Annotated in this window: 13 protein-coding genes; 4 read left to right on the forward strand and 9 right to left on the reverse strand. The window is 70.0% G+C overall.

Features of this window, described 5'->3' with window-relative positions; genetic code table 11:
* Positions 1–78: 78 nt before the first annotated feature.
* The gene (locus LQZ85_RS16440; RefSeq protein WP_056280624.1) at positions 79–2,118 is read left to right on the forward strand and encodes a beta-galactosidase; all 2,040 of its coding nucleotides are present in this window, start codon (positions 79–81) and stop codon (positions 2,116–2,118) included.
* A gap of 65 nt (positions 2,119–2,183) precedes the next feature.
* On the opposite strand, the gene pulA is transcribed toward LQZ85_RS16440, so the two are convergent.
* Both pulA and LQZ85_RS16450 read right to left on the reverse strand, forming a co-directional pair.
* Entirely contained in the window at positions 2,184–8,243 is a 6,060-nt protein-coding gene (gene pulA / locus LQZ85_RS16445) for a pullulanase-type alpha-1,6-glucosidase (RefSeq protein WP_230101227.1), read from the reverse strand.
* Positions 8,244–8,623: 380 nt separating this feature from the next.
* Positions 8,624–9,808, reverse strand: a complete 1,185-nt coding sequence (locus LQZ85_RS16450) for a thiolase family protein (protein WP_056280621.1) — start codon at positions 9,806–9,808, stop codon at positions 8,624–8,626.
* A gap of 369 nt (positions 9,809–10,177) precedes the next feature.
* Between LQZ85_RS16450 and LQZ85_RS16455 the strand changes: the two genes are divergently transcribed.
* Positions 10,178–10,765: an antibiotic biosynthesis monooxygenase gene (locus LQZ85_RS16455; RefSeq protein WP_053097861.1), complete on the forward strand. Its 588-nt coding sequence runs from the start codon at positions 10,178–10,180 to the stop codon at positions 10,763–10,765.
* A gap of 348 nt (positions 10,766–11,113) precedes the next feature.
* Here LQZ85_RS16455 and LQZ85_RS16460 read toward each other — a convergent pair whose 3' ends face one another.
* Complete coding sequence (locus LQZ85_RS16460; protein WP_056280618.1) at positions 11,114–12,013, reverse strand: LysR family transcriptional regulator; 900 nt, start codon at positions 12,011–12,013, stop codon at positions 11,114–11,116.
* A gap of 93 nt (positions 12,014–12,106) precedes the next feature.
* Here LQZ85_RS16460 and LQZ85_RS16465 point away from each other — a divergent pair, with 93 nt between their 5' ends.
* Entirely contained in the window at positions 12,107–12,772 is a 666-nt protein-coding gene (locus tag LQZ85_RS16465; protein ID WP_230101228.1) for a type 1 glutamine amidotransferase domain-containing protein, read from the forward strand.
* A 205-nt stretch (positions 12,773–12,977) separates the two neighbouring features.
* On the opposite strand, the gene LQZ85_RS16470 is transcribed toward LQZ85_RS16465, so the two are convergent.
* From LQZ85_RS16470 to LQZ85_RS16490, 5 genes are all read right to left on the reverse strand, one after another.
* Entirely contained in the window at positions 12,978–13,907 is a 930-nt protein-coding gene (locus LQZ85_RS16470; RefSeq protein ID WP_056280611.1) for an aldose 1-epimerase family protein, read from the reverse strand.
* Positions 13,907–15,430, reverse strand: coding sequence for an L-arabinose isomerase (gene araA / locus LQZ85_RS16475; RefSeq protein ID WP_056280610.1), 1,524 nt, complete (start codon positions 15,428–15,430; stop codon positions 13,907–13,909). The genes LQZ85_RS16470 and araA overlap by 1 nt, the downstream gene beginning before the upstream one ends.
* Before the next feature lie 48 nt (positions 15,431–15,478).
* A complete protein-coding gene (locus LQZ85_RS16480) occupies positions 15,479–17,080 on the reverse strand; it encodes an FGGY-family carbohydrate kinase (RefSeq protein WP_056280607.1) in 1,602 nt (533 codons plus the stop codon).
* Positions 17,077–17,796: an L-ribulose-5-phosphate 4-epimerase gene (locus LQZ85_RS16485; RefSeq protein ID WP_056280604.1), complete on the reverse strand. Its 720-nt coding sequence runs from the start codon at positions 17,794–17,796 to the stop codon at positions 17,077–17,079. Before LQZ85_RS16485 ends, LQZ85_RS16480 begins: the two co-directional genes overlap by 4 nt.
* A 246-nt stretch (positions 17,797–18,042) precedes the next feature.
* Positions 18,043–19,056, reverse strand: a complete 1,014-nt coding sequence (locus LQZ85_RS16490; protein WP_056280603.1) for a LacI family DNA-binding transcriptional regulator — start codon at positions 19,054–19,056, stop codon at positions 18,043–18,045.
* A gap of 57 nt (positions 19,057–19,113) precedes the next feature.
* Between LQZ85_RS16490 and LQZ85_RS16495 the strand changes: the two genes are divergently transcribed.
* Positions 19,114–19,959: an NAD(P)-dependent oxidoreductase gene (locus tag LQZ85_RS16495; protein ID WP_056280600.1), complete on the forward strand. Its 846-nt coding sequence runs from the start codon at positions 19,114–19,116 to the stop codon at positions 19,957–19,959.
* A gap of 26 nt (positions 19,960–19,985) precedes the next feature.
* On the opposite strand, the gene LQZ85_RS16500 is transcribed toward LQZ85_RS16495, so the two are convergent.
* On the reverse strand, positions 19,986–21,008 hold the full coding sequence (locus LQZ85_RS16500; RefSeq protein WP_053097877.1) for a LacI family DNA-binding transcriptional regulator: 1,023 nt from the start codon (positions 21,006–21,008) through the stop codon (positions 19,986–19,988).
* Positions 21,009–21,040 lie beyond the last annotated feature (32 nt).

Here is a 21,040-nt window from a genome sequence, read left to right on the forward strand (position 1 = left end):
CACGCCGGACGACTGTGCTGGAAAGCGCTTCCCCGCTAGGGTCGAGAGAGCAGGCCGAACACCCGACCCAGGAGACTCATGCACTACGGCGCCGACTACAACCCCGAGCAGTGGCCGCGAGAGGTGTGGCCGGACGACGTCCGGCTGATGCGCGAGGCCGGCGTGACGCTCGTGAGCCTGGGGATCTTCTCGTGGTCGCGCATCCAGCCGGCCGAGGGCGAGTTCGACTGGGAGTGGCTCGACGAGATCATCGGGCTGCTGCACGAGGGCGGCATCCAGGTCGACCTCGCCACCGCCACCGCATCCCCGCCGCCGTGGGCCTCGACCGCCTACCCCGAGATGCTGCCGCAGGATGCCGACGGCTCGACGTTCTGGCCCGGCAGCCGCCAGGCCTTCGCGCCCTCCTCTCCCGTCTACCGTCGCCTCGCGGCCGAACTCGTCACCGCTCTCGCGGAGCGCTACGCGCAGCATCCTGCCGTCGTGCTGTGGCACGTCAACAACGAGTACGGATGCCATCTGCACTACGACTACTCCGACGCCGCGCGCGACGCGTTCCGCGCGTGGTTGCAGCGCAGGTACGCGACGATCGACGCCCTCAACCACGCCTGGGGCACGGACTTCTGGTCGCAGCGCTACACCGACTTCGATCAGATCGTGCCGCCGCGCAAGGCGCCGTACAGCATCAACCCGACCAGCGTTCTGGACTTCAAACGGTTCACCTCCGACACCCTGCTCGAGCTGTACGTGATGGAGCGCGACATCATCCGCGCCGCGGGAGCGACCCAGCCGATCACGACCAACTTCATGGGCGCGTTCCCGCCGGCCGACTACTGGAAGTGGGCGGCCGAGGTCGACGTGATCAGCGACGACAACTACCCCGATCCCAACGACCCCGAGTCGTTCCGCGGGGCCGCGTTCGCACGCGAGCTGATGCGCGGTCTCAAGCCCGGGGTGCCCTGGATCCTCACGGAGCAGTCCACCAATGCCCTGAACTGGCGTCCCACCAACGCCCCGAAAGCACCCGGTCAGATGGCGGCGATCAGCGCGCAGGCGGTGGGCCGAGGCGCCGACGGGATCATGTTCTTCCAGTGGCGGCAGTCGCGCCGCGGCAGCGAGAAGTTCCACTCGGCGATGGTGCCGCAGGCCGGGCTCGACACCCGCACCTGGCGGGAGGTCGTCGAGCTGGGCGGACAGCTCGCGCAGCTCCCCGAGATGCCGGACGTCTCGTCGGGGGCGAAGATCGCTCTCGTCTTCGACTGGGAGAACTGGTGGGCGATCGACGGGCGCGACCACCCGATCGTGCTCGACTACCTGACGCTCTCGCACCGCTGGCATGCGGCGCTGCATCGGCAGAACCTCGCGGTCGACATCGTGAACACGACGAGCGATCTCCGCGGCTATTCACTCGTGGTCGCGCCTCAGCAGTATCTGCTGAGCGATGAGGGCGCCGCGAATCTCACGGCGTATGTCGCGCAGGGCGGCAACCTGTTCGTCTCGGCGTTCAGCGATGTCGTCGACCAGGACGACGCGTTCCGCGAGGGCGGCTTCATCGTCTCGCTGCGGGACGCGCTCGGCGTCGCGCTCGAGGACTTCGGGGCGCTGGTGCCGCCCGAGTCGGTGCGATCGGCCGACTCTGCCGGAGAGGTCGCGAGCCACGCCGTGCCCGACGGGCCGGGCCAGTCGGAGGCGCGAGTGGACGGCCCCGCGGGGACGATCGTCGGCCAGTACTTCGCGGAAGAGCTCCTCGTGCAGGATGCCGAGGTGCTGGGTCGCTTCACCGAGGGTCGCACCGCCGGGCGAGCGGCGTTCACCCGCAAGGCCTTCGGGGACGGCAACGGCTACTACCTCGCGACGATCCCGGACGACGCCGGCATGGCAGCCGTGCTGCGCTGGCTCGCCGTCGAGGCGGGAGTGACCGCCGAGATCGAGGGCCTTCCCGAGCACGTCGAGATCGCACGCCGAGGCGGCATCCTCACCGCCATCAACCACAGTGCGGAGCCGTTGGCGGTCGATGTGCCCGGCCGCGATGTGCTCACGGGGTCGACCGCGGCGCGCCGCGAGCTCGGTGCGTACGGCTGGGCGTTCATCGACACGAGCGGGGTCGACGCGCGGGACTGATCACGCGAGGACGGCCGCGGTCGCGCGGGTCGAGGGGTGCGGCGCGCGGGCCGCACCCCTCGACCTCAATAGACGATCACCGGGAGGCTGCGCGTGCTGCGGGAGTCCTGCCACGGCTCCGTGCCGTCGAAGCGGACCGTGAGCAGGTGCACCCCACGGCTCAGCTTCGGCACCGAGACGGTGACCCTGCCCTTGTCGGAGGGAGCCAGCTCGACCGTGGCGACGACCTTGCCGCGTTCGTGCACCGTCACCGTGCCCACCGGCGCGCTGCCGTCGTCGGCCGCCACGGTGACCTTCACGGTGGCGCTCTTGCCCGACTTCACCAGCAGGTCGGAGGAGGCGCGCACCCGCGTATCGATCGGCTGCACCTGGTCGTCGACCAGCACGGCGACCGACCGGGCGGGGATCGTCACGGTGCCGGTCGCGGCGTCCCAGGTCGTGGTCTTGACCACGGCATCCGCTCCGTTCGCCTGAGCCGGGGTCAGCGCGAACGAACGCCCGGCCAGCCCCGCGACGGTCTGCGTGACCGGCGCAGGAGAGGAGTTGAACGCGACGAGCGCCCCGTCGAGATCGGCGTCGGCGTCGGGACCCGTCAGGTCGTCGATCTGCATCAAGATCACGCCCGGAGCCGCCCCCGCCCCGCCGTTCGGGAACGTGACCTTCTGCTGGATCAGCTCGGCCGAGCCGAGCCGCAGCAGATCGACCTCGTCGCGGATGCGCAGCAGATCGAGAGCGGATGCCTCTGCGGCCGCCATGTCGGCCGCGGCCGGCTTGAGCGCAGGATCGGCGAGCAGCGGCGCCATGATCGGCCACTTCTCCTCGTTGCCTGCCGCGGTCGGCAGCCCCGAGCCGAACGTCGACTCCTGACCGGTCCAGTCGATGCGGTTGAACCAGTCACCGGAGTTGTAGCTGTTGCGATCGAGGGACTTCGACCGCAGCAGCTCGGTGCCTGCGTGCCAGAACGACGGCGACTGCGAGAGCGTCACGGTCGCGAGCTCCAGCGTGTTCATCCGCACGCGGTCGGCCATCGTCGTGTCGACCGGGAGCTTGAGCACCGAGAGGTCGTAGAGCGTCTCGTTGTCGTGCGCATCGACGTAGTTGATCGTCTCGTCCGGCTGATCGGCATAGCCCGCCGCGGAGCCGCGATAGTCGATCGCCTCTCCCGCCGTCACCGAGCCGTCGCTCGTCGTGAACTCGAAGTCGCGCAGATTGCCCGCCAGCCCGAGCTTGACGAGATCGGTCTCGTGGCCGAGGTCGGCGAGCGCCTGCTCGACCGTGCCGTTGATCGGATCGCCGTTCGGGTCGGTGCCGAGACCGGTGCCGAAGCCCTGACGGAACGTCGACGACGAGTCGACCGGGCTGCCGCCGTGCACGGCGTCGCGCAGGCGGTCGTTGAACGTGCCGATGCCGGTGCCTCCCAGCTGCCCCTGGGTGGCCTGCTCGAACAGCGCATCGTCCGCCACCTCGCCGAAGTTCCAGCCCTCGCCGTACAGATGGATCGCCGAACCGTCGACGCCGTCCTTCGCGAGGGTCAGGGCGTCGAGCGCGTCGCGGATCGCCTGCATGTTCGTCGTCGAGTGGTGACCCATGAGGTCGAAGCGGAAGCCGTCGACCTTGTAGTCGCGCGCCCAGGTCACGATCGAGTCGACCATGAGCTTCTGCGCGGCGAGGTGCTCGGTCGCGACGTTCTGGCAGCACGTCGAGGTCTCGACGCCGCCGGCCGCGTTCAGCCGGTGGTAGTAGCCGGGCACGACCTGGTCGAGCACCGACTTCTCGGCCTGACCGGATGCCGCCGTGTGGTTGAACACCTCATCGAGCACGACCTGCAGGTCCATGTCATGGAGAGCGCCGACCATCGACCGGAACTCGCTGACCCTGGCGCCGCCGTCGGCGTCGACCGCGTACGAGCCCTCTGGCGTCGAGTAGTGGTACGGATCGTAGCCCCAGTTGAAGCCGTCGGCATCCGCGACCGCCTGGATGCACGCCTGCTGTGCCGCGTCGGCCGGGCCGAACGAGGCGAGGTCGCAGTCGGGCACCGCCTGCGCTGCGCGGTCCTCCTCGATCGAGGCGATGTCGAAGGAGGGCAGCAGGTGCACGGTGTTGATTCCGGCATCCGCGAGCTGCTTCAGCTGATCGGTGCCCGCGCTGTCGCGGGTGAACGCCAGGTACGTGCCGCGCTCGTCGGCCGGAACCGTCTCGTCGCTGATCGAGAAGTCGCGGATGTGCAGCTCGTAGATCGCCCGGTCGACCGCGCGCTCGACGACCGGCGCTTCGGCCTTCTGCCACTGCTTCGGCTGCCAGGCCTTGTCGTCGAGGTCGATGGCGACCGAACGCCGCGAGTTCAGAGTGAGCGCCGTCGAGTAGGGATCGGTGACCCGGTTCGTCTCGATCGCACCGGTCGTCGGCGCATAGACCACGACCTCCCACAGGAACTCGTCGCCCTTGAGATCCTTGGCGCCCGCGACCGACCAGACGCCGGACGCCGCATCCCACGCGGCCTCGTGCCGAGCGGGGTCGCCCTCGGCGCCCTCGTCCCAGGTGAGAAGGGTCGCGCTCTGCGCCGTCGGCGCCCACAGCCGGAACGTCGGCTTCTTGCCCGAGAACGTCACGCCCAGGTCGACGTCGTCGAGGGCTGCGGCATAGAGATCGTCGAGAACCCCGGCGATCTGCACGCCGGTGAATGCGGAGGGCGCACCCGTCTCGTCACGTTGGACGACCGCGAGCTGCGCGCGCAGCAGTGCCGCCGCATCGGCATCCGTCACCCGCAGGGCGAGGTATCCGTCGAGCGCGGGGAACCGGGCGAGCTGCTCGTCCGTCAGGCCGCCCTCGATCACCTCGAGCGCGATCGACTCGCCACCCGCGATGTCGCCGTCTGCCACCGCGAGCGAGGCGTCCGCCGAGGAGTACAGCTGATAGGCGGCCTTGTCGACAGACCCGAGAGTCGCCGGCCAGGCGATCGTCTCGGCGTCGACCCACTGTGCGCGCTGCTCTCCGGTGCCGGGGAGCTGCGGGTCCGCGCTCACGACCTCGAGGACGTGCGTCGCCAGCGTGTAGCGGAACGACGTCACGCTGCCCTCGGCCGCGCTGAACGAGATGTTCGCGCCGCCCGGCACTCCGTCGGCGCCGTAGTTCTCAGCCCAACTCAGGCCGTGCGCCACCTTGAGCTCGTAGGCTCCGGTGGGGAGGTCGGCGGTCGAGAACTCGTAGACGCCGTCGCGGTCGCCGTCGGCCATGAGGGTGCCGAGGCAGTCGGGAGACCAGTCCGCCGCGCAGCCGAGCTCGTCCTGCAGAGAGCCCGGCAGCGTCACGATGGGTCCGTCGGCCGAGGACTGCACGATGTTCGTGCGCGGGTCGAAGTAGAAGGTGATCGGCCCGCCCGCGTGGGTGAGCGTGACGTTCGAGCCGTCCGGCACACCGTTCGCACCGTAGTTGACGGCCCAACTGCCGTTGATCGCCGCCTTGTACTCGTAGTCGCCGGCCGGCAGATCGAAGGTCCCCTCCCATACGCCGTCGGCGCGCAGGGTCAGCTTCGCCTTCTCGCAGGCAGGGTCCCAGTCGCCCGCACAGCCCATCTCGGAGTTGAGACTGCCGGGCACGGTCACCATGTCGATCGGAGACTCGGGCTCCTCGCCGGCCGTCAGCGTCACGGCGTTGCCGACCGACGCGTACGTCGAGGCTGCGGCGTGGTTGCCCGCGGCATCCGTCGTCACGGCCCGGTATTCGACGAGCGTGCCGTTCGCGAGATCGCGGATGTCGTGGAAGACGCGGGGGTCGGTGTCCTCCGCGGTGCCGAGCGCCTGCCACTCCTCGGAGCCGACGACGCGCCAGGCGAAGCTCGTCTGCGCCCACTGATCGGCGATGTCGGCCTGCACGGCGGACTGTCCGGTGACACCGGCTCCGGCGGCGGGCACGACGACCTCGACGGATGCCGCCTCGGACGGCGCCGTGACGGTCGAGTCGGCTTTCCAGACCACCGCCGACAGAGCCGGCACCGTGATCGAGGCGGCCGCACCGGCATCCGTGGCGAGGGACGCGGCGTCACCGTAGAGCACCTCGTACGAGGCGTCGGCGGTCAGCGTGGTGAGGTCGACCGTCTGCGCGGTGGCGGCGTTGTTCACGGCCACCAGGTATTCGACCTTGTCGTCGGCATCCACGCGGGAGAACGCGTACACACCAGCACCGGACGCCGCGTACCGCTCGATCTGCGCGCCCTCGCTGAGCGCCGGGTTCGACTCCCGGAGCTCTGACAGCGCGGCGATGTGCTCGTAGAGCGCGGCATCCGTCGCATAGCGGTCGACCGAGCCGGCCTGCTCGCCGGTGATGAGGTTCTGATTCGCGTAGTCGGCGACCTGGGTGGCGAAGAGCGACTGCCGGGCGTCCTTGTCGCCGCCGGGGCCGGCGAAGCCCTGCTCGTCGCCGTAGTAGACGACCGGCTGACCCCGGGTGAGGAACATGAGCTCGTGCGCCAGCTCGTCGCGCTCGAGCGGAGCATCCGTCGTCTGGAGGAAGGATCCGACCCTGCCCATGTCGTGGTTGCCGAGGAACGTGGGCAGTGCCGTCGCCGACGAGTCGGGTGTCGTGTAGCGATCGTCGCCCGCGAACAGGGACTGCAGGCCCTTGGCCGAATTGCCCGACGCGTAGCTGACGGCGGAGGACTGGAACGTGAAGTCGAGGATCGAGTTCATGTCGGTGTCTCGCACGTACGGTGCGAGCTTCACGGGGTCGGCGTCGTAGACCTCGCCGAACATGAAGAAGTCGTCGTTGCCCTTCTCGTGCGCGTAGTCGAGGACGTCGGCCGTCCATTTCTCCCAGAACTCGAAGTTCACATGCTTGACGGTGTCGATGCGGAAACCGTCGATGCCGAGGTCGATCCACTTGTCGTAGACCTCGACGAAGCCGTTGACCACCGTCGGGTGCTCGGTCATCAGGTCGTCGAGTCCGCTGAAGTCGCCGTATGTGACCGACTCCCCCGACCAGGTCGAGTCTCCGCGGTTGTGATAGAGCGACGGGTCGTTCAGCCAGGCCGGCACCTTGACGTCGGCCTCGCTGTCGTCGATCACCGGCGTGTAGGGGAAGCTCGTCGCCGGGTCGAGTTCGGGGAACCCGTCGGTGCCCGCGTGGTCGGCCGGGTCGAACGCCGTGCCCGCGGCATCCGTGTAGGGACTCGTCGCCTGGTCGATGTAGGAGTACTGCCCCTCGGCGTAGTCGATGACGTCGGCGGTGTGGTTGGTGATGATGTCGAAGTACACCTTGATGTCGCGGGCGTGCGCGTCGGCGATCAGCGCCTGCAGCTCCTCATTGGTGCCGAGGTGCGGGTCGATGCGGGTGAAGTCGGTGATCCAGTAGCCGTGATAGCCGGCCGAGGCGTTGGCGCCCTCACCCTGCACCGGCTTGTTGGCGAAGCTCGGCGTCAGCCAGATCGCCGATGTGCCGAGCCCCTCGATGTAGTCGAGGTTCTCGCGGATTCCGGCGATGTCGCCGCCCTGATAGAAGCCCTTGTCCGTGGGGTCGAAACCGGTGGTGAGCCGGTCGCCCTCGAGACCGCCGGTGTCGTTGGCCGTGTCGCCGTTCGCGAAGCGGTCGGTCATCACGAAGTAGAACTGCTCGCCGGCACCCGCCTGTCGGGCCGGGCTCGCGATGAGCGCCTCATCGTCGGAGGTGTAGCCGCCACGCAGGTCGGTGGACTCGAGCCCGACGCGCTTGAGCGTGTCGTCGAACGTGAAGCGGAGGGTTGTCGGGCCGGCCACGGTCAGAGGGATGTCGTCGGCCCCGCCGTCGAGCCCGTACGCCTCGTCCCAGCCGTCGTTCACCGCGACTTTGTACTGCCACGTGCCCGCAGGGACCTCGAACTCGGCGGAGTAGATGCCCTCGGCGCCCGTGGGCTCGAGCTCGGTCTCGGTGCAGTCGGGCGCCCAGTCCGCCGCGCAGCCGAGCTCGGACTGCAGCGAGCCCACGAGAGCCACGGTGCGATCGGCCGCCGCGGCGGATGAGCCGCCGAGAGTGCCGGCCGCGCCGAAGCCCGAGACGACGAGCGCGGTGGCGGCGAGTAGGGCGAGCGGACGTGAAGCGGTCGTCTTCGACCGAGCCGACTTGAACAAATGATGCTCCCTGATGGCGGCGGACACGACGACGTGTCCGGAGGCTTGCGAGTGAAGCTAGCAGGGCGGGGTCTATGACTGCAAGCGCTTGCAGTAGTGTTCTGGCGAAAAGTCAGGGGTGTGAATGTTGCTGATGGTCTTAAGTCGCAAACGCTTCCAGGATCGCGAATCCCGGGTGAGGAGGATTTCTCGCCGCGTTCACCGCCCGGACACCTTCGCCGACTACAACTGCAGATGCGCGGACACAGACTCAGACCGGATCGGGTAGTCACGTCATCCGCGCATACGGTGAGCGTCTGCTCCCGAAGAGACCCCCGCCGAATCGGGTCGGCGGGGGTCTTCTCTGTCTTGTCCGGCGAACATCGACCCGGCAGGGGCACAGCGGGTGCCTGATGACTGATGCCGGCCTACAGCCGTTCGATGATCGTGGCGTTCGCCATGCCACCGCCCTCGCACATGGTCTGCAGCCCGAAGCGGCCGCCGACCGCGTCGAGGTGGTCGATCAGGGTGCCGAGCAGGCGGGTGCCCGACGAACCGAGTGCGTGCCCGAGGGCGATCGCCCCTCCGCGCGGGTTGAGCTTGGCGGCATCCGCCCCGAGTTCCGCGGCCCAGGCGAGGGGCACCGACGCGAAGGCCTCATTGACCTCGTAGGCGTCGAGGTCATCGATCGTGAGTCCGGTGCGTTCGAGAATGCGCCGCGTCGCGGGGATCGGGCCGGTCAGCATCATGAGCGGATCGTCGCCGACCACCGTGAACGCGTGGAACCTCGCCCGCGGCGTGAGTCCCAGCTGTTCGGCACGCTCGGCGCTCATCACGAGCGCAGCGGATGCTCCGTCGGTCAGCGGCGAGGAGTTGCCGGGAGTGATCCGCCAGTCGACGTCCGGGAATCGGGCGGCAAGAGCGTCGGTGCGGAACGCGGGGCTGAGTCCCCCGAGCCCCTCGGCCGTCGTGCCGGCGCGCACGGTCTCGTCGCCCGCGGCATCCGGAGCCTCGGCGACCGGGATGACGGTGCGGTCGAAGAATCCCTCGTGCCACGAGGCGGCCGCGCGGCGGTGCGACTCGGCGGCGTACTCATCCAGCGCTGCGCGATCGATGCCCCAGCGCTGGGCGATCAGCTCGGCCGAGACGCCCTGGTTCACGAGTCCCTCGGGGTAGCGCTCACGCAGGCGAGGCGACATCGGCGACCCGCCGGACGCAGACGATCCGAGCGGCACCCGACTCATCGACTCGACGCCGCCGACGATGACCGCGTCATACGCGCCGGCCATGATCCCCTGGGCGGCGAAGTGCACGGCCTGCTGGCTGGACCCGCACTGGCGGTCGATCGTCGTCGCGGGGATCGACTCGTCGAAACCCGCGGCGAGCACAGCCTGCCGCGCGATGTTCGACGACTGGTCCCCCACCTGACTCACGCAACCGAGCAGCACGTCGTCGATCTGCCTCGACTCGAGCCCGCTGCGCTCGAGTATCGCGGCGAGAGCACCCGCCGCGAGGTCGACAGGATGCACACCCGAGAGCGCGCCGCCCGGCTTGCCGCGTCCGACGGGAGTGCGGACGACATCGATCAGGACGGCTTCGCTGCGCGTGCTCATGCCTCCTATTCTCGCCCTGTCGCGGAGTGCGGGGACGGATGCCGCGTCGCTGCCCTGCACCAGCCTCGGCCATGCGCGCCCGCGACGGCCGGATTCCCGGCATCCGGCCGTCGCAGGCGCATTCGGCCTTCTGAAGCACCCGGCATCGGTACCCGGCATCGGCACCCGGCACCCGGCACCCGGCACCCGGCATCGGCATCGGCATCGGCATCGGCATGCACCCCGAGATGCCGTCTTCGCGCGCGGCGAAAAACGACCGGCGCCACCCGGCATCCGAAATACAATCGGATACGCGCCCGCACCCCGGCGCATCCCCCACCGTCGAGGCGCCCGTGACCCGGGCGATCCGCTCTTTCCGAGGACCCCACCATGTCCAGCGAACCCATCACCGTCTCCATCCGCCGCGAGGTCGACCCCGAGCATGTCGCCGCCGCCACCGCCTGGGTGCAGACCGGCGTGAATCTGGCGCACCGATACCCGGGGTTCCTCGGATCCGGCTGGGTGCGCGACGGCGAGGACTCGCATGTCTGGCACATGCTGTACCGCTTCTCCGACGAGAAGTCGCTTGTGGCGTGGGAGCAGTCGGGCGAGCGCGAGTGGTGGAAGTCGACCGGCGAGCAGTTCGTGCGCAGCGAGCGCGTGCGCCGCCGCACGGGCATCGAGGGCTGGTTCGACGAGCCGACCACCGACACCATCACCCTCCCCCGCGCTGACGGCTCGACGACCACCGTCGCGATGGTCAGCACTCCGCCGCGGTGGAAGCAGGCCGTGTCGATCTGGCTCGGGTTCTTCCCGCTGAACCTCGCCTTCACCTATGCGCTGAGCCCCGTGCCCGGCTGGAACGAGCTGCCGATCTGGCTGCGCGTGCTCGCCACGACCGTCGTGCTCACGCCGATCATGACCTACTGGGTGCTGCCCTGGGTCACGCGCACGCTGCGCCACTGGCTCAACCGCTGAGGCTCGGTCGCCACTGCCGCATCGGGTCTGCCGCACCTGCCGTGTGCGATCCGTCCGTGAGGGGCGTGCATGAGGTGCATGCGTCCGTGAGGCGCGGCATCCGTGAGTCGCGTGCACCCGCGAGACGCGTGCGTCCGTGAGGTGCGGCATCCGTCCGTCGTGTGCGTTCGCCGCGCGAGCGGCTGCACATCTGTGAGGCCGGGCAGTGCATCTGTGCGGGGCCACTACCGCATCCGAATCGGGCGTTTCCGATGCGAAACTGACTCCGCACCGGATGGTGGATGCGAAACTGACCCCGCACCGGACTCCAGATGCGAAACTGACCCCGCACCGCCGCCGCGACGAGCGTCAGAGGTCGGCGACGGCGGCGCGCAGCGCCTTCTCCACGGCCGCGACCCCGTCGGACAGCGGACCCGGTCGCCGCACGAGATACAGCGTGTTGATCGGCGGATCCTCGGTGGGTCGCAGGTCGACGAGTCTGCCATCGGCGAGTTCGTCGGCGATCAGGTAGGTCGGCAGGGCGGTGACGCCCGCCCCCGCAACCGCAGCGGCGGCGAGCGCGCGCAGGTCGGGGAAGACGAGAGCCGGTTCCCGGTCGAGACGGATGCCGAACACGTGGCGCCAGTACCGTCGGACGATCGGGACGTCTCGGTCGTATGCCAGCAGAGGTACGTGCGCGAGCGCGTCCGGCGAGAGGGCCGGAGACGGGTCGATGCTCAGCGACGGCGAGGCCACGAGCACGAATTCCTCGTCGAACAGCGGCATGCTCGGCAGCGTGCGTCCGCGAGGACGCACGGCGGAGATCACCAGCTCGAGGCTGCCGACCCTCAGCTGATCGAGCAGGTCGTCGGCCAGGCCCGTGGTCACCGCAAGCCGCAGTCCGCCGGCCACAGCACTCGCGAGAGCCGGGGCGGCGACGGCGGCCAGGAACTCCCCCGCCCCGCCGAGGCGGATGACCGGCGGTTCGAGGGCCGGGTGGGTGCCGAGAGCATCCGCCAACGCGTCGAGCGGGCCCGAGAGCCGCGCGGCGAGCTCGTCGGCTCGGGGCGTCGGACGGATGCCGCGGGCATGACGGACGAACAGCGGCTCGCCGACGCTCGCCTCCAGCGCCTGCAACTGCGTCGTGACCGACGACTGCGCGAGTCCGAGCCTGCGCGCCGCCGCCGACACCGACCCGGATCGGTGCGCGATGAGGAAGGTGCGCCACAGCCCCAGGTCGGGCAATCCATCGGAATTCCGATTGCTCATATCGGCAATCTATCGGAATCGTTCGTCATGGCGGGCCGTTGTCCTGGATATCGCATCCGCACGGCATCCGTCGTCCGAACCTTGGGAGCATCCATGTCATCCGTCCTCTTCGTCGTCTCCGGCGCCCGCACCTGGACTCTGTCCGACGGCACCGAGCACCCCACCGGCTACTGGGCCGAAGAGCTGCTCGCCCCCTATCGCCTGCTCACTGCCGCGGGGCACGACGTGGTGTTCGCGACACCCGGCGGTGTCGAGCCGGTCGCCGATGCGTCGAGCCTCGGCGACGGGGATGCCGCGGCGCTCGCGGAGATCCCGGGGCTCAGCACTCCCCTGGTGCTCGCCGATGTCGACGGCGCCGCCGACGCGGCCGTCTACTACCCCGGCGGGCACGGACCGATGCAGGACCTCGCTGTGGATGCCGATTCGGCGGCGCTCATCTCGGCGACCGTCGCGGCGGGACGTCCACTGGCCGCGGTGTGCCACGGGCTCGCGGCTCTGCTGCCCGCACGCGATGCTGCGGGCGAGCCGCTCGTCGCCGGACGGCGCATCACCGGATTCTCCGACGAGGAGGAGCGCCTCGGAGGGCTCGCGGACCGCGCGCCGTTCCTGCTCGAGACCTCTCTGCGCGAGCTCGGCGCCGACATCGACGTGACCGACCCGTGGAGCGATCACACCATCGTCGACGGACTGCTCATCACCGGCCAGAACCCGCAGTCGTCGGCATCCGCAGCCCGGGCGCTGGTCGCGGCACTCGCCTGATCGGAGAGGCGCGGTGCGCAGCCGCGACATCCGTCACCCGCACCTGCACCCGCACCCGCACCCGCACCCTGCGTGCGGGGCCAGTTGCGCACCGGAAACGCCCCATTCGGATGCCGAACTGACCCCGCACCGGGTCCCGGGTGCCGAACTGGCCCCGCATCGGCGCCACGACCGTGCCGCGAGCGACTCGGCCGGCCGCCACGCGTCAGACGGCGGCGATCCGCCAGGATGCTGCGTGCGTCGCGCCGGGTTCGAGCACGACCAGGTCGGTCCCCGAGTTGAACGCGTCCGGCGGACAGGTCATCGGCTCGACCGCGAGGCCGATGCGATGGATCGCGTCGATGCCGGGGTTGTCGGCCGTGTGCACCTGCACCCACGGGCAGCGCTCGTCGAAGGTCATGACGACGCCGCTTCCGGCATCCGTCACCACGCGCACCTCGGCGACTCCGCCCTCGCGGGCGAGGCCGGAGAACGCGTGGTCGATGAAGACGTCGGCGATCGGGCGCGCAACGCGGAAGTCCCAGTGCGGATGCGCGGACACTCCCTCGAGCGCCACCGGGCTCAGCCGGTCGTCGGTGACGGTCAGCACCTCGGATGCCGGCAGGGTCAGCGTCCAGTCATCGACCCGGCCATCGGGTCCGGCGACGAGATACGGGTGCGGCCCTGTGCCCCAGGGCGCGGCATCCGTCCCGAGGTTGCGCGCGGTGACGGTCTGCTGAAGGCCGTCACCGTCGATGCGGTACTCGGTCTCCACCTCGACGCGGAACGGATAGCCGGTCTGCGGCTCGATCACGGCCGCGAGCACGACGCGGTCGTCGAGCACCAGTCGGTCTTCGAACTCGGCCCAGGCGAGCAGCCCGTGCAGCGCTTGTGCGCGAGCGGGCTCGGTGAGGGCCAGCTGATGCTCGGCGCCGCTGAACGTGTAGCGACCGTCGACGATTCGATTGGGCCACGGTGCGAGGGTGGTGCCGCGGTATCCGGGCCGCACCTCGTCGGCGTCGAAGGGCACGACCAGGTCGCGTCCTTCGAATGCGAGCAGGCGCAGCGAGGCGCCGACGCTCGCGATCACGGCTTCGTATCCGTGCCCGGTGATGCGCAGCTGACGCCCCGAGCGCGGCCGGCCGGCTCCCGTCATCACAGCCCCTGCGCGAGTCGGTAGTAGGCCTGGTTCCAGCGGACCTGCTTCTGGAACTCGGGCAGCGTGGTCGCATCGTCAATCACGAGCAGCTCGACCTCGGCCATCTCGGCGAAATCGCGGAAGGCCTCGAGCCCGACGGCGGTCGACATCACCGTGTGGTGCGCAGCACCCGCGGTCAGCCAGGCGGCGGCCGAGGTGGTGAAGTCGGGCTGCGGCTTCCACACGGCGCGGCCGACCGGCAGCTTCGGCAGCGACTGGCGCGGGGGCACGTTCTCGACGACGTTCGCGGTGAGGCGGAAGCGGTCGCGCATGTCGCTGAGGGCGACGACGATCGCGGGGCCGGGGTCGGCGGTGAAGACCAGACGCACCGGGTCGTCCTTGCCGCCGATGCCGAGCGGGTGGATCTCGAGGGTCGGCTTCGCCGTCGTGAGCGAGGGCGAGACCTCGAGCATGTGCGCCCCGAGGATCAGCTCGTCGCCGGGCGTCATGTCGTAGGTGTAATCCTCCATGAGGCTCGCCCCGCCGGGCAGGCCCGCGCCCATGACGTTGGCGACGCGCACGAGGATCGCGGTCTTCCAGTCGCCCTCGGCGCCGAAGCCGTAGCCCTCGGCCATCAGACGCTGCACCGCGAGGCCCGGCAGCTGCTTCAGGGCGCCGAGGTCTTCGAACGAGGTCGTGAAGGCGCCGAAGCCGCCCTCTTCGAGGAACGCCCGCAGACCGATCTCGATCGCGGCCCCGTCGCGCAGCGACTGGTGGCGGTCGCCACCGCGACGAAGCTCCGGCACGACCTCGTACAGCTCTTCGTACTCGGCCACGAGGGCGTCGATCTCGGAGTCGGATGCCGCGGCAACGGCATCCGCCAGGTCGTTCACGCCCCACGTGTTGACCTGCACGCCGAAGCGCAGCTCGGCCTCGGTCTTGTCGCCCTCGGTGACCGCGACGAAGCGCATGTTGTCGCCGAAGCGGGCGAGCTTGAGCGAACGGGATGCCGCGAGGCCGGCGGCCGCACGCTGCCACGTCGCGATCTCCTGGCGCACCCGCGGGTCGCTCGCATGACCGACGACGGTCTTGCGCGGCACGCCGAGGCGCGTCTGGATGTAGCCGAACTCGCGGTCGCCGTGCGCCGCCTGGTTCAGGTTCATGAAGTCGAAGTCGATGTCGGCCCACGGCAGCTCGACGTTCGCCTGCGTGTGCAGGTGCGCGAGCGGCTTCTGCAGTGCGTCGAGACCGGCGATCCACATCTTCGCGGGGCTGAAGGTGTGCATCCACGCGATCAGGCCGATGACCCGGTCGTCGGCGTTCGCCTCGAGGGCCGTGCGCTTGATGGCTGCGGCATCCGTCAGCACCGGCTTCCAGACGATGGTCACGGGCACCTCGCCGGCCTCGTCGAGGATGCGGGCGATCTCCTGCGACTGCTCGGCGACCTGCGCGAGCGTCTCGGGGCCGTAGAGGTGCTGACTGCCGGTGAGGAACCAGACCTCGTAGCCGTCGAGCGAAGTGGTGAGCGGGGTGCGGGGCATGAGAGTCCTTGGGTGTTCCGGTGTCGGCGTGAAGAGTGCGCGTGGGGGTCAGAGAGCGGTGGTCGCGGCGGCTTCGATCGCGAGGCCCGCGCGGTAGCGGTCGAGGTAGGCGGTGAAGCCGGCGACGTCGGCAGGGTCGGGGTCGGCGACCGCGAGGGATGCCGAGGCGAAGACGTCGCGCTCGAGGTACTCCCCCAGCGACGCCGTCTCGGAGTGCGCGAGGTACGACGCGAGCACCGCGATGCCCCACGCGCCGCCCTCGGAGGCGAGCTCGCCCACCGCGACGGGAGCGCCGAGCGCTCCGGCGAGGAAACGCTGCGCGACCCCCGCGGTGCGGAACATGCCACCGTGCGCGAACATGCGGTCGAGTTCGACTCCTTCGGCGGCGAGCACCTGCATCCCCAGCGCGAGCGTGCCGAACACGCCGTACAGCTGCGAGCGCATGAAGTTCGCCAGCGTGAAGGCGCTGTCGGGGGTGCGCACGAACAGCGGGCGCCCCTCGGTGAGGCCGGCGATCGGCTCGCCCGCGAGGTGGTTGTAGGCCAGCAGGCCGCCGGCATCCGCCTCTCCGTCGAGAGCCTCGCGGAAGAGGGTGTCGAAGACCGCGTCATCGCTCAGCGGCTGCCCCGCGGCGGCGGCGAAACGGGTGAAGAGCCCTGCCCAGGCGGCCAGTTCGCTCGCGCCGTTGTTGCAGTGCACCATCGCGACGGCGTCGCCCGCGGGTGTCGTCACGAGGTCGAGCTCGTGGTGTACCTCGGCGAGCGGGCGCTCGAGCACGACCATCGCGAAGATGCTGGTTCCGGCCGAGACGTTGCCGGTGCGCGGCGACACCGAGTTCGTCGCGACCATGCCGGTGCCCGCGTCGCCCTCGGGCGGGCAGAGCGGGATGCCGGGGGGCAGCGCGCCCGACGGATCGAGCAGGGCCGCGCCCTCGGCGGTGAGCGTCCCGGCGGCGGCGCCGGCGGGAAGGACGGTCGGGAGCAGGTCCTTGGCTGCGGCGGGAAGACGGTCGGCGGCGAGGGCGTCGTAGGCCTGCAGCATCCGCTCGTCGTAGTCTCCGGTGGCCGAGTCGATCGGGAACATGCCGGAGGCGTCGCCGACACCGAGAACGCGCTCGCCCGTGAGCCTCGTGTGCACATAGCCCGCGAGGGTGGTGACGAAGTCGAGCTGCGGCACGTGCGCCTCGCCGTCGAGCACCGCCTGGTGCAGGTGCGCGATCGACCAGCGCAGGGGGATGTTCACGCCGAGCAGGTCGGTCAGCTCGGCCGCCGCGGCGCCCGTGTTGGTGTTGCGCCAGGTGCGGAACGGCGTGAGCAGCTCGCCCTGCGCATCGAACGCGAGGTATCCGTGCATCATGGCCGAGATCCCGATCGCGCCGAACGTCTCGGGGCGCACGCCGTGGCGCTCGTCCGCGTCGGCGACGAGACCGGCGTATGCCGCCTGCAGTCCGTTCCAGACCTCGTCGATCGCGTAGGTCCAGAGGCCGTCCTGGAGGCGGTTCTCCCACGAGAACGACCCGGTCGCGAGCACCTCGGTGGCGTCGGATCCGATCAGACAGGCCTTGATGCGCGTGGAGCCGAGCTCGATGCCGAGGCTCGTGCGGCCGGCGAGGATGTCGTCGCGGGCGGTCGTGCGGGTCGTGTCGCTCATCGTCGGGCGTCCGAGTTCTGTCCGTAGACGTTCTGGTAGCGGGTGAAGAGGCTGTCGATGGCCTCCTGCGGAATCGGGATCAGCGGGCCGGCCTCACGGGCGTAGTGCACGGTGCGGGCCACGTCTTCGACCATGACGGCGGCCTTCACGGCATCCTTCGCGTCGACTCCGATGGTGAAGGGACCGTGGTTCTGCATGAGCACCGCGCGGCTGCGGTGGCCGGTGAGCGTCTGCACGATGCCGCGGCCGATCGAGTCGTCGCCGATGATCGCGAAGGGACCGACCGGGATAGGACCGCCGAACTCATCGGCCATGGCCGTGATGACGCAGGGGATCTCTTCGCCACGGGCTGCCCACGCGACGGCGAACGTCGAGTGCGTGTGCACGACTCCGCCGACGTCGGGCATGTGGCGGTAGACGTAGGCGTGGGCGGCAGTGTCGCTCGAGGGAGAGCGGTCGCTGCCCGGAGTGCCGGGGATCACGGCGCCGTCGAGGTCGCACAGGATCATGTTCTCGGGCGTGAGGTCGTCGTAGCTGACGCCCGACGGCTTGATCACGAACAGGTCGGCTCCGGGCACGCGGCCCGAGACGTTGCCGCCGGTCCAGACGATGAGGTCGTAACGGACCAGTTCACCGTGCAGACGGGCGACATCCTCGCGGACGGCCTGGATGGACGCGTCGATCTCAGGGGAGAAGACGGGGGCTTCGTTGCTCACGGATACCTCGGGGTCGGCGGTGGTCACTGTGACCGGTCACAGCAGTGTGTCACGGAGGTCGGCGGACCGTCAAGACACCGGCGACCGCTCGGCGTCGCCGTGTGCGGGGTCACTTTCGCATCTCCCGTCTCGTGCGGGGCCACTTTCGCATCGGATACGGCGTATTCACGTGCAGAACTGACCCCGCATCGCGCCGCACAGGCAGAACTGACCCCGCAGCGCGCCGGCACACACCCTGGCGCCGTTTCAGCGCGGCGGCGCCACCGAATCGCGGGTCACGAGCACGGGTGCCACCGGCGCGAGGTCGGATGCCGCGGCTCCGGCACTGCCCGCCAGCACCGCCGCCACCGCACGACGCGCCAATTCCGAGAAGTCCTGCCGCACGGTCGTGAGCTTCGGCCAGTAGTAGGCGGCATCCGGAGTGTCGTCGAACCCGACCACACTGATGTCTGCCGGCACCGAGAGCCCGACTTCCTGCAGACCGCCGAGCAGACCGAGGGCCATCTGGTCGTTCGCTGCGAATACCGCTGTCACACCCGAGTCGCGCACGGCGCGAGCCGCTGCATAGCCCGAGCCGGCGGTCCAGTCGCCCTCGATGACCGGTCCGGCGGCGAGTCCTCGTGCGGCGAGCTCGACCCGGAACCCCTCAGCGCGGGACTCGGCCTCGAGCCAGTCGGCGGGGCCGGCGAGGTGCGCGATGCGTGTGTGCCCGGCGTCGGCGAGTGCCGCGACGGCGAGTCGAGCCCCGGCCTCCTGATCGACCGAGAGGCCGCGCGCGCCGCGATCGGCTGCGTGCAGGGTGACGACGGGCACGCCGATGCGCACCGAGTCGAGCGCGTCGAGGGTGTGGGCGTGAGGCGCGACGACGACGATGCCCTCGACTCCCTGCATGACGAGGTGGTCGACCGCGGCGACCACGGCATCCGTGTCCCCCGCATCCGCGAAGGCCGCACTCAGCCAGTAGCCGACCTCGCGGGCCGACGCCTCGAGCGCTGCGATGCTGCGCGACGGGCCATAGTGCAGTGCGTCGGTGGCGAGCACCCCGAGGGTGCGGGAGCGGCGGGTGCCCAGCGCTCTGGCCGCGTTGTTCATGCGGTAGCCGAGCTCGGTCATCGCGGCAAGCACCCGTTCGCGAGTCTCGGCGGCGACCTCGGGGTGGTCGTTGAGCACGCGCGACACCGTCTGCCGAGACACCCCTGCGCGCACGGCGACGTCGCGCACGCCGACGGTGCGGCGGGGCTCGCTGCTCGTGTCACTCACGCCGACGAGTGTATGCCGAGCGGCCCCGGCGCCTCGTCTTCGTGCCACTCTGGTGACATGCGCATCGCACTCACCGGATCATCGGGCAAGCTCGGCAGCGTCGTCGCGCGGGAGCTCCGCGCTCACGGACACGAGGTCATCGGCATGGACGTCTCAGGCACCCGCGGCCCTGACTTCGTGCAGGTGGACCTCACGGATTACGGCCAGGTCGTGGATGCTTTCACGGCCGTCGGCGACCGGCACGACGGCATCGACGCCGTGGTGCATCTCGGCGCCATCCCGGCGCCCGGCATCCGCAGCGACGTCGCCACCTTCCACAACAACATGCCCGCCACGTTCAACGTCTTCTGGGCGGCGGTGCGCCTCGGCATCCGCCGCGTCGTCTACGCCTCGAGTGAGACCGTGCTGGGCCTGCCGTTCGACGTGCCGCCGCCCTACGTGCCGGTCGACGAGGACTACCCCGCCCGCCCCGAGTCGGTCTACTCGCTCGTGAAGACCCTCGAGGAGCAGCTGGCGAGGGAGCTCGTGCGCTGGCATCCCGACCTGTCGATCACCGCACTGCGGTTCTCGAACGTGATGAACCACGAGGACTACGCCGAGTTCCCCGACTTCGACGCCGATGCGCTGCGCCGTAAGTGGAACCTCTGGGGATACATCGACGCACGCGACGGTGCGCAGGCGGTGGAGCGTGCGCTCGAGGTGGCGGCACCCGGGTTCGACAACTTCATCATCGCGGCGGCCGACACGGTGATGACGCGTCCGAACGCCGAGCTGCTCGCCGAGGTCTTCCCCGATGTGCCGGTCGCCCGCGAGTTCGGCCCGAACGAGACGCTGCTGTCGATCGACAAGGCCCGCCGCGTGCTCGGGTTCGACCCGCAGCACTCCTGGCGCGACGACGCCTGACCTGACTCCGGCGCGCGCAGCGCCCCTCAGCGCCGGGCGATGGTCGATCCGCGGATCACGAGCCGCACCGGCAGGTGGTGCGCGCCTTCGCCGATGTCGATGCCGTCGATCGCATCGAACACCCGCAGCGCCGCCTGACGACCGAGCTGCTGCAGGTTCGCGTCGATGCTGGTGAGCTCGGGCCGGGCGTTGGTCGCGAGCACTTCCCAGTTGTCGTAGCCGATCACCGCGAGGTCGTCCGGCACGGTGCGGCCGAGATCGCGGGCCGAGTCGAGCACACCGCGAGCGATCTGGTCGGATCCGCAGAACACGGCGTCGATGTCCGGATGCCGCTGCAGCAGCATCGCCGCGGCATCCCGACCCCAGTGCTCGGTCCACTCCGAGAACATGGGCTCGCCCACGAGTTCGAGCCCCGCCTCGCCGAGTGCTGCTCTGGCGCCGGCGAGGCGGTCTTGGGCTGCGGCATAGGTCGGGTCGCCCGAGATGTGCGCGATGCGCCGACGTCCGCAGGCCAACAGGTGCTCGATCGCGAGACGCCCGCCCGCGTAGTTGTCGGGGGTCAATGAGAGGTCGCGCGGGTCATCCGAGGGGGCGTACGCGTAGACCACGGGCACGGGGATCTCCTGCCCGAGCGAGGGGCGCGGATCCGTCTGACGGCCGACGACGATGATGCCGTCGACCCTGCGGCTCAGCAGCTCCTTCAGGTGGTGCTGCTCACGGATCGCGTCACCTCGCGCATCGCACAGGAAGACGTTGATGCGACCTGCGCCGAACGCATCCTCCGCGCCCATGAGGATCGGCAGCATGAAGCGGCCCTCGAGGTCGCTGGTGAGAAGGCCGACCGTGCCGGTGCGCCCGGCGAGGAGTCCTCGCGCCATGGCATTGGGGGTGAAGGACAGCTCCTCGGCGATCGCGCGCACCTTGGCGCGGGTGGCGACCGATACGTCGCCCCGATCGTTCAGCGCCTTGGATGCGGTCGAGATCGAGACTCCGGCGCGCGCGGCGACGTCACTGAGGGTCGCAGCTCGTGCTCCAGTCGTATCCGTCATCCCACTCCTTCGTGCTGAAAGGTTATCGGAAC

The sequence above is a fragment of the Microbacterium sp. Bi98 genome (genome assembly GCF_918698045.1).
Lineage (GTDB): Bacteria > Actinomycetota > Actinomycetes > Actinomycetales > Microbacteriaceae > Microbacterium.

What these genes read in the sequence shown, in the direction of transcription:
- LQZ85_RS16440 (WP_056280624.1), top strand. Translation starts at nt 79, where the DNA reads ATGCACTACGGCGCCGACTACAACCCCGAGCAGTGGCCGCGAGAGGTG.
- LQZ85_RS16450 (WP_056280621.1), bottom strand. Translation starts at nt 9,808, where the DNA reads ATGAGCACGCGCAGCGAAGCCGTCCTGATCGATGTCGTCCGCACTCCC.
- LQZ85_RS16455 (WP_053097861.1), top strand. Translation starts at nt 10,178, where the DNA reads ATGTCCAGCGAACCCATCACCGTCTCCATCCGCCGCGAGGTCGACCCC.
- LQZ85_RS16460 (WP_056280618.1), bottom strand. Translation starts at nt 12,013, where the DNA reads ATGAGCAATCGGAATTCCGATGGATTGCCCGACCTGGGGCTGTGGCGC.
- LQZ85_RS16465 (WP_230101228.1), top strand. Translation starts at nt 12,107, where the DNA reads ATGTCATCCGTCCTCTTCGTCGTCTCCGGCGCCCGCACCTGGACTCTG.
- LQZ85_RS16470 (WP_056280611.1), bottom strand. Translation starts at nt 13,907, where the DNA reads ATGACGGGAGCCGGCCGGCCGCGCTCGGGGCGTCAGCTGCGCATCACC.
- araA (WP_056280610.1), bottom strand. Translation starts at nt 15,430, where the DNA reads ATGCCCCGCACCCCGCTCACCACTTCGCTCGACGGCTACGAGGTCTGG.
- LQZ85_RS16480 (WP_056280607.1), bottom strand. Translation starts at nt 17,080, where the DNA reads ATGAGCGACACGACCCGCACGACCGCCCGCGACGACATCCTCGCCGGC.
- LQZ85_RS16495 (WP_056280600.1), top strand. Translation starts at nt 19,114, where the DNA reads ATGCGCATCGCACTCACCGGATCATCGGGCAAGCTCGGCAGCGTCGTC.
- LQZ85_RS16500 (WP_053097877.1), bottom strand. Translation starts at nt 21,008, where the DNA reads ATGACGGATACGACTGGAGCACGAGCTGCGACCCTCAGTGACGTCGCC.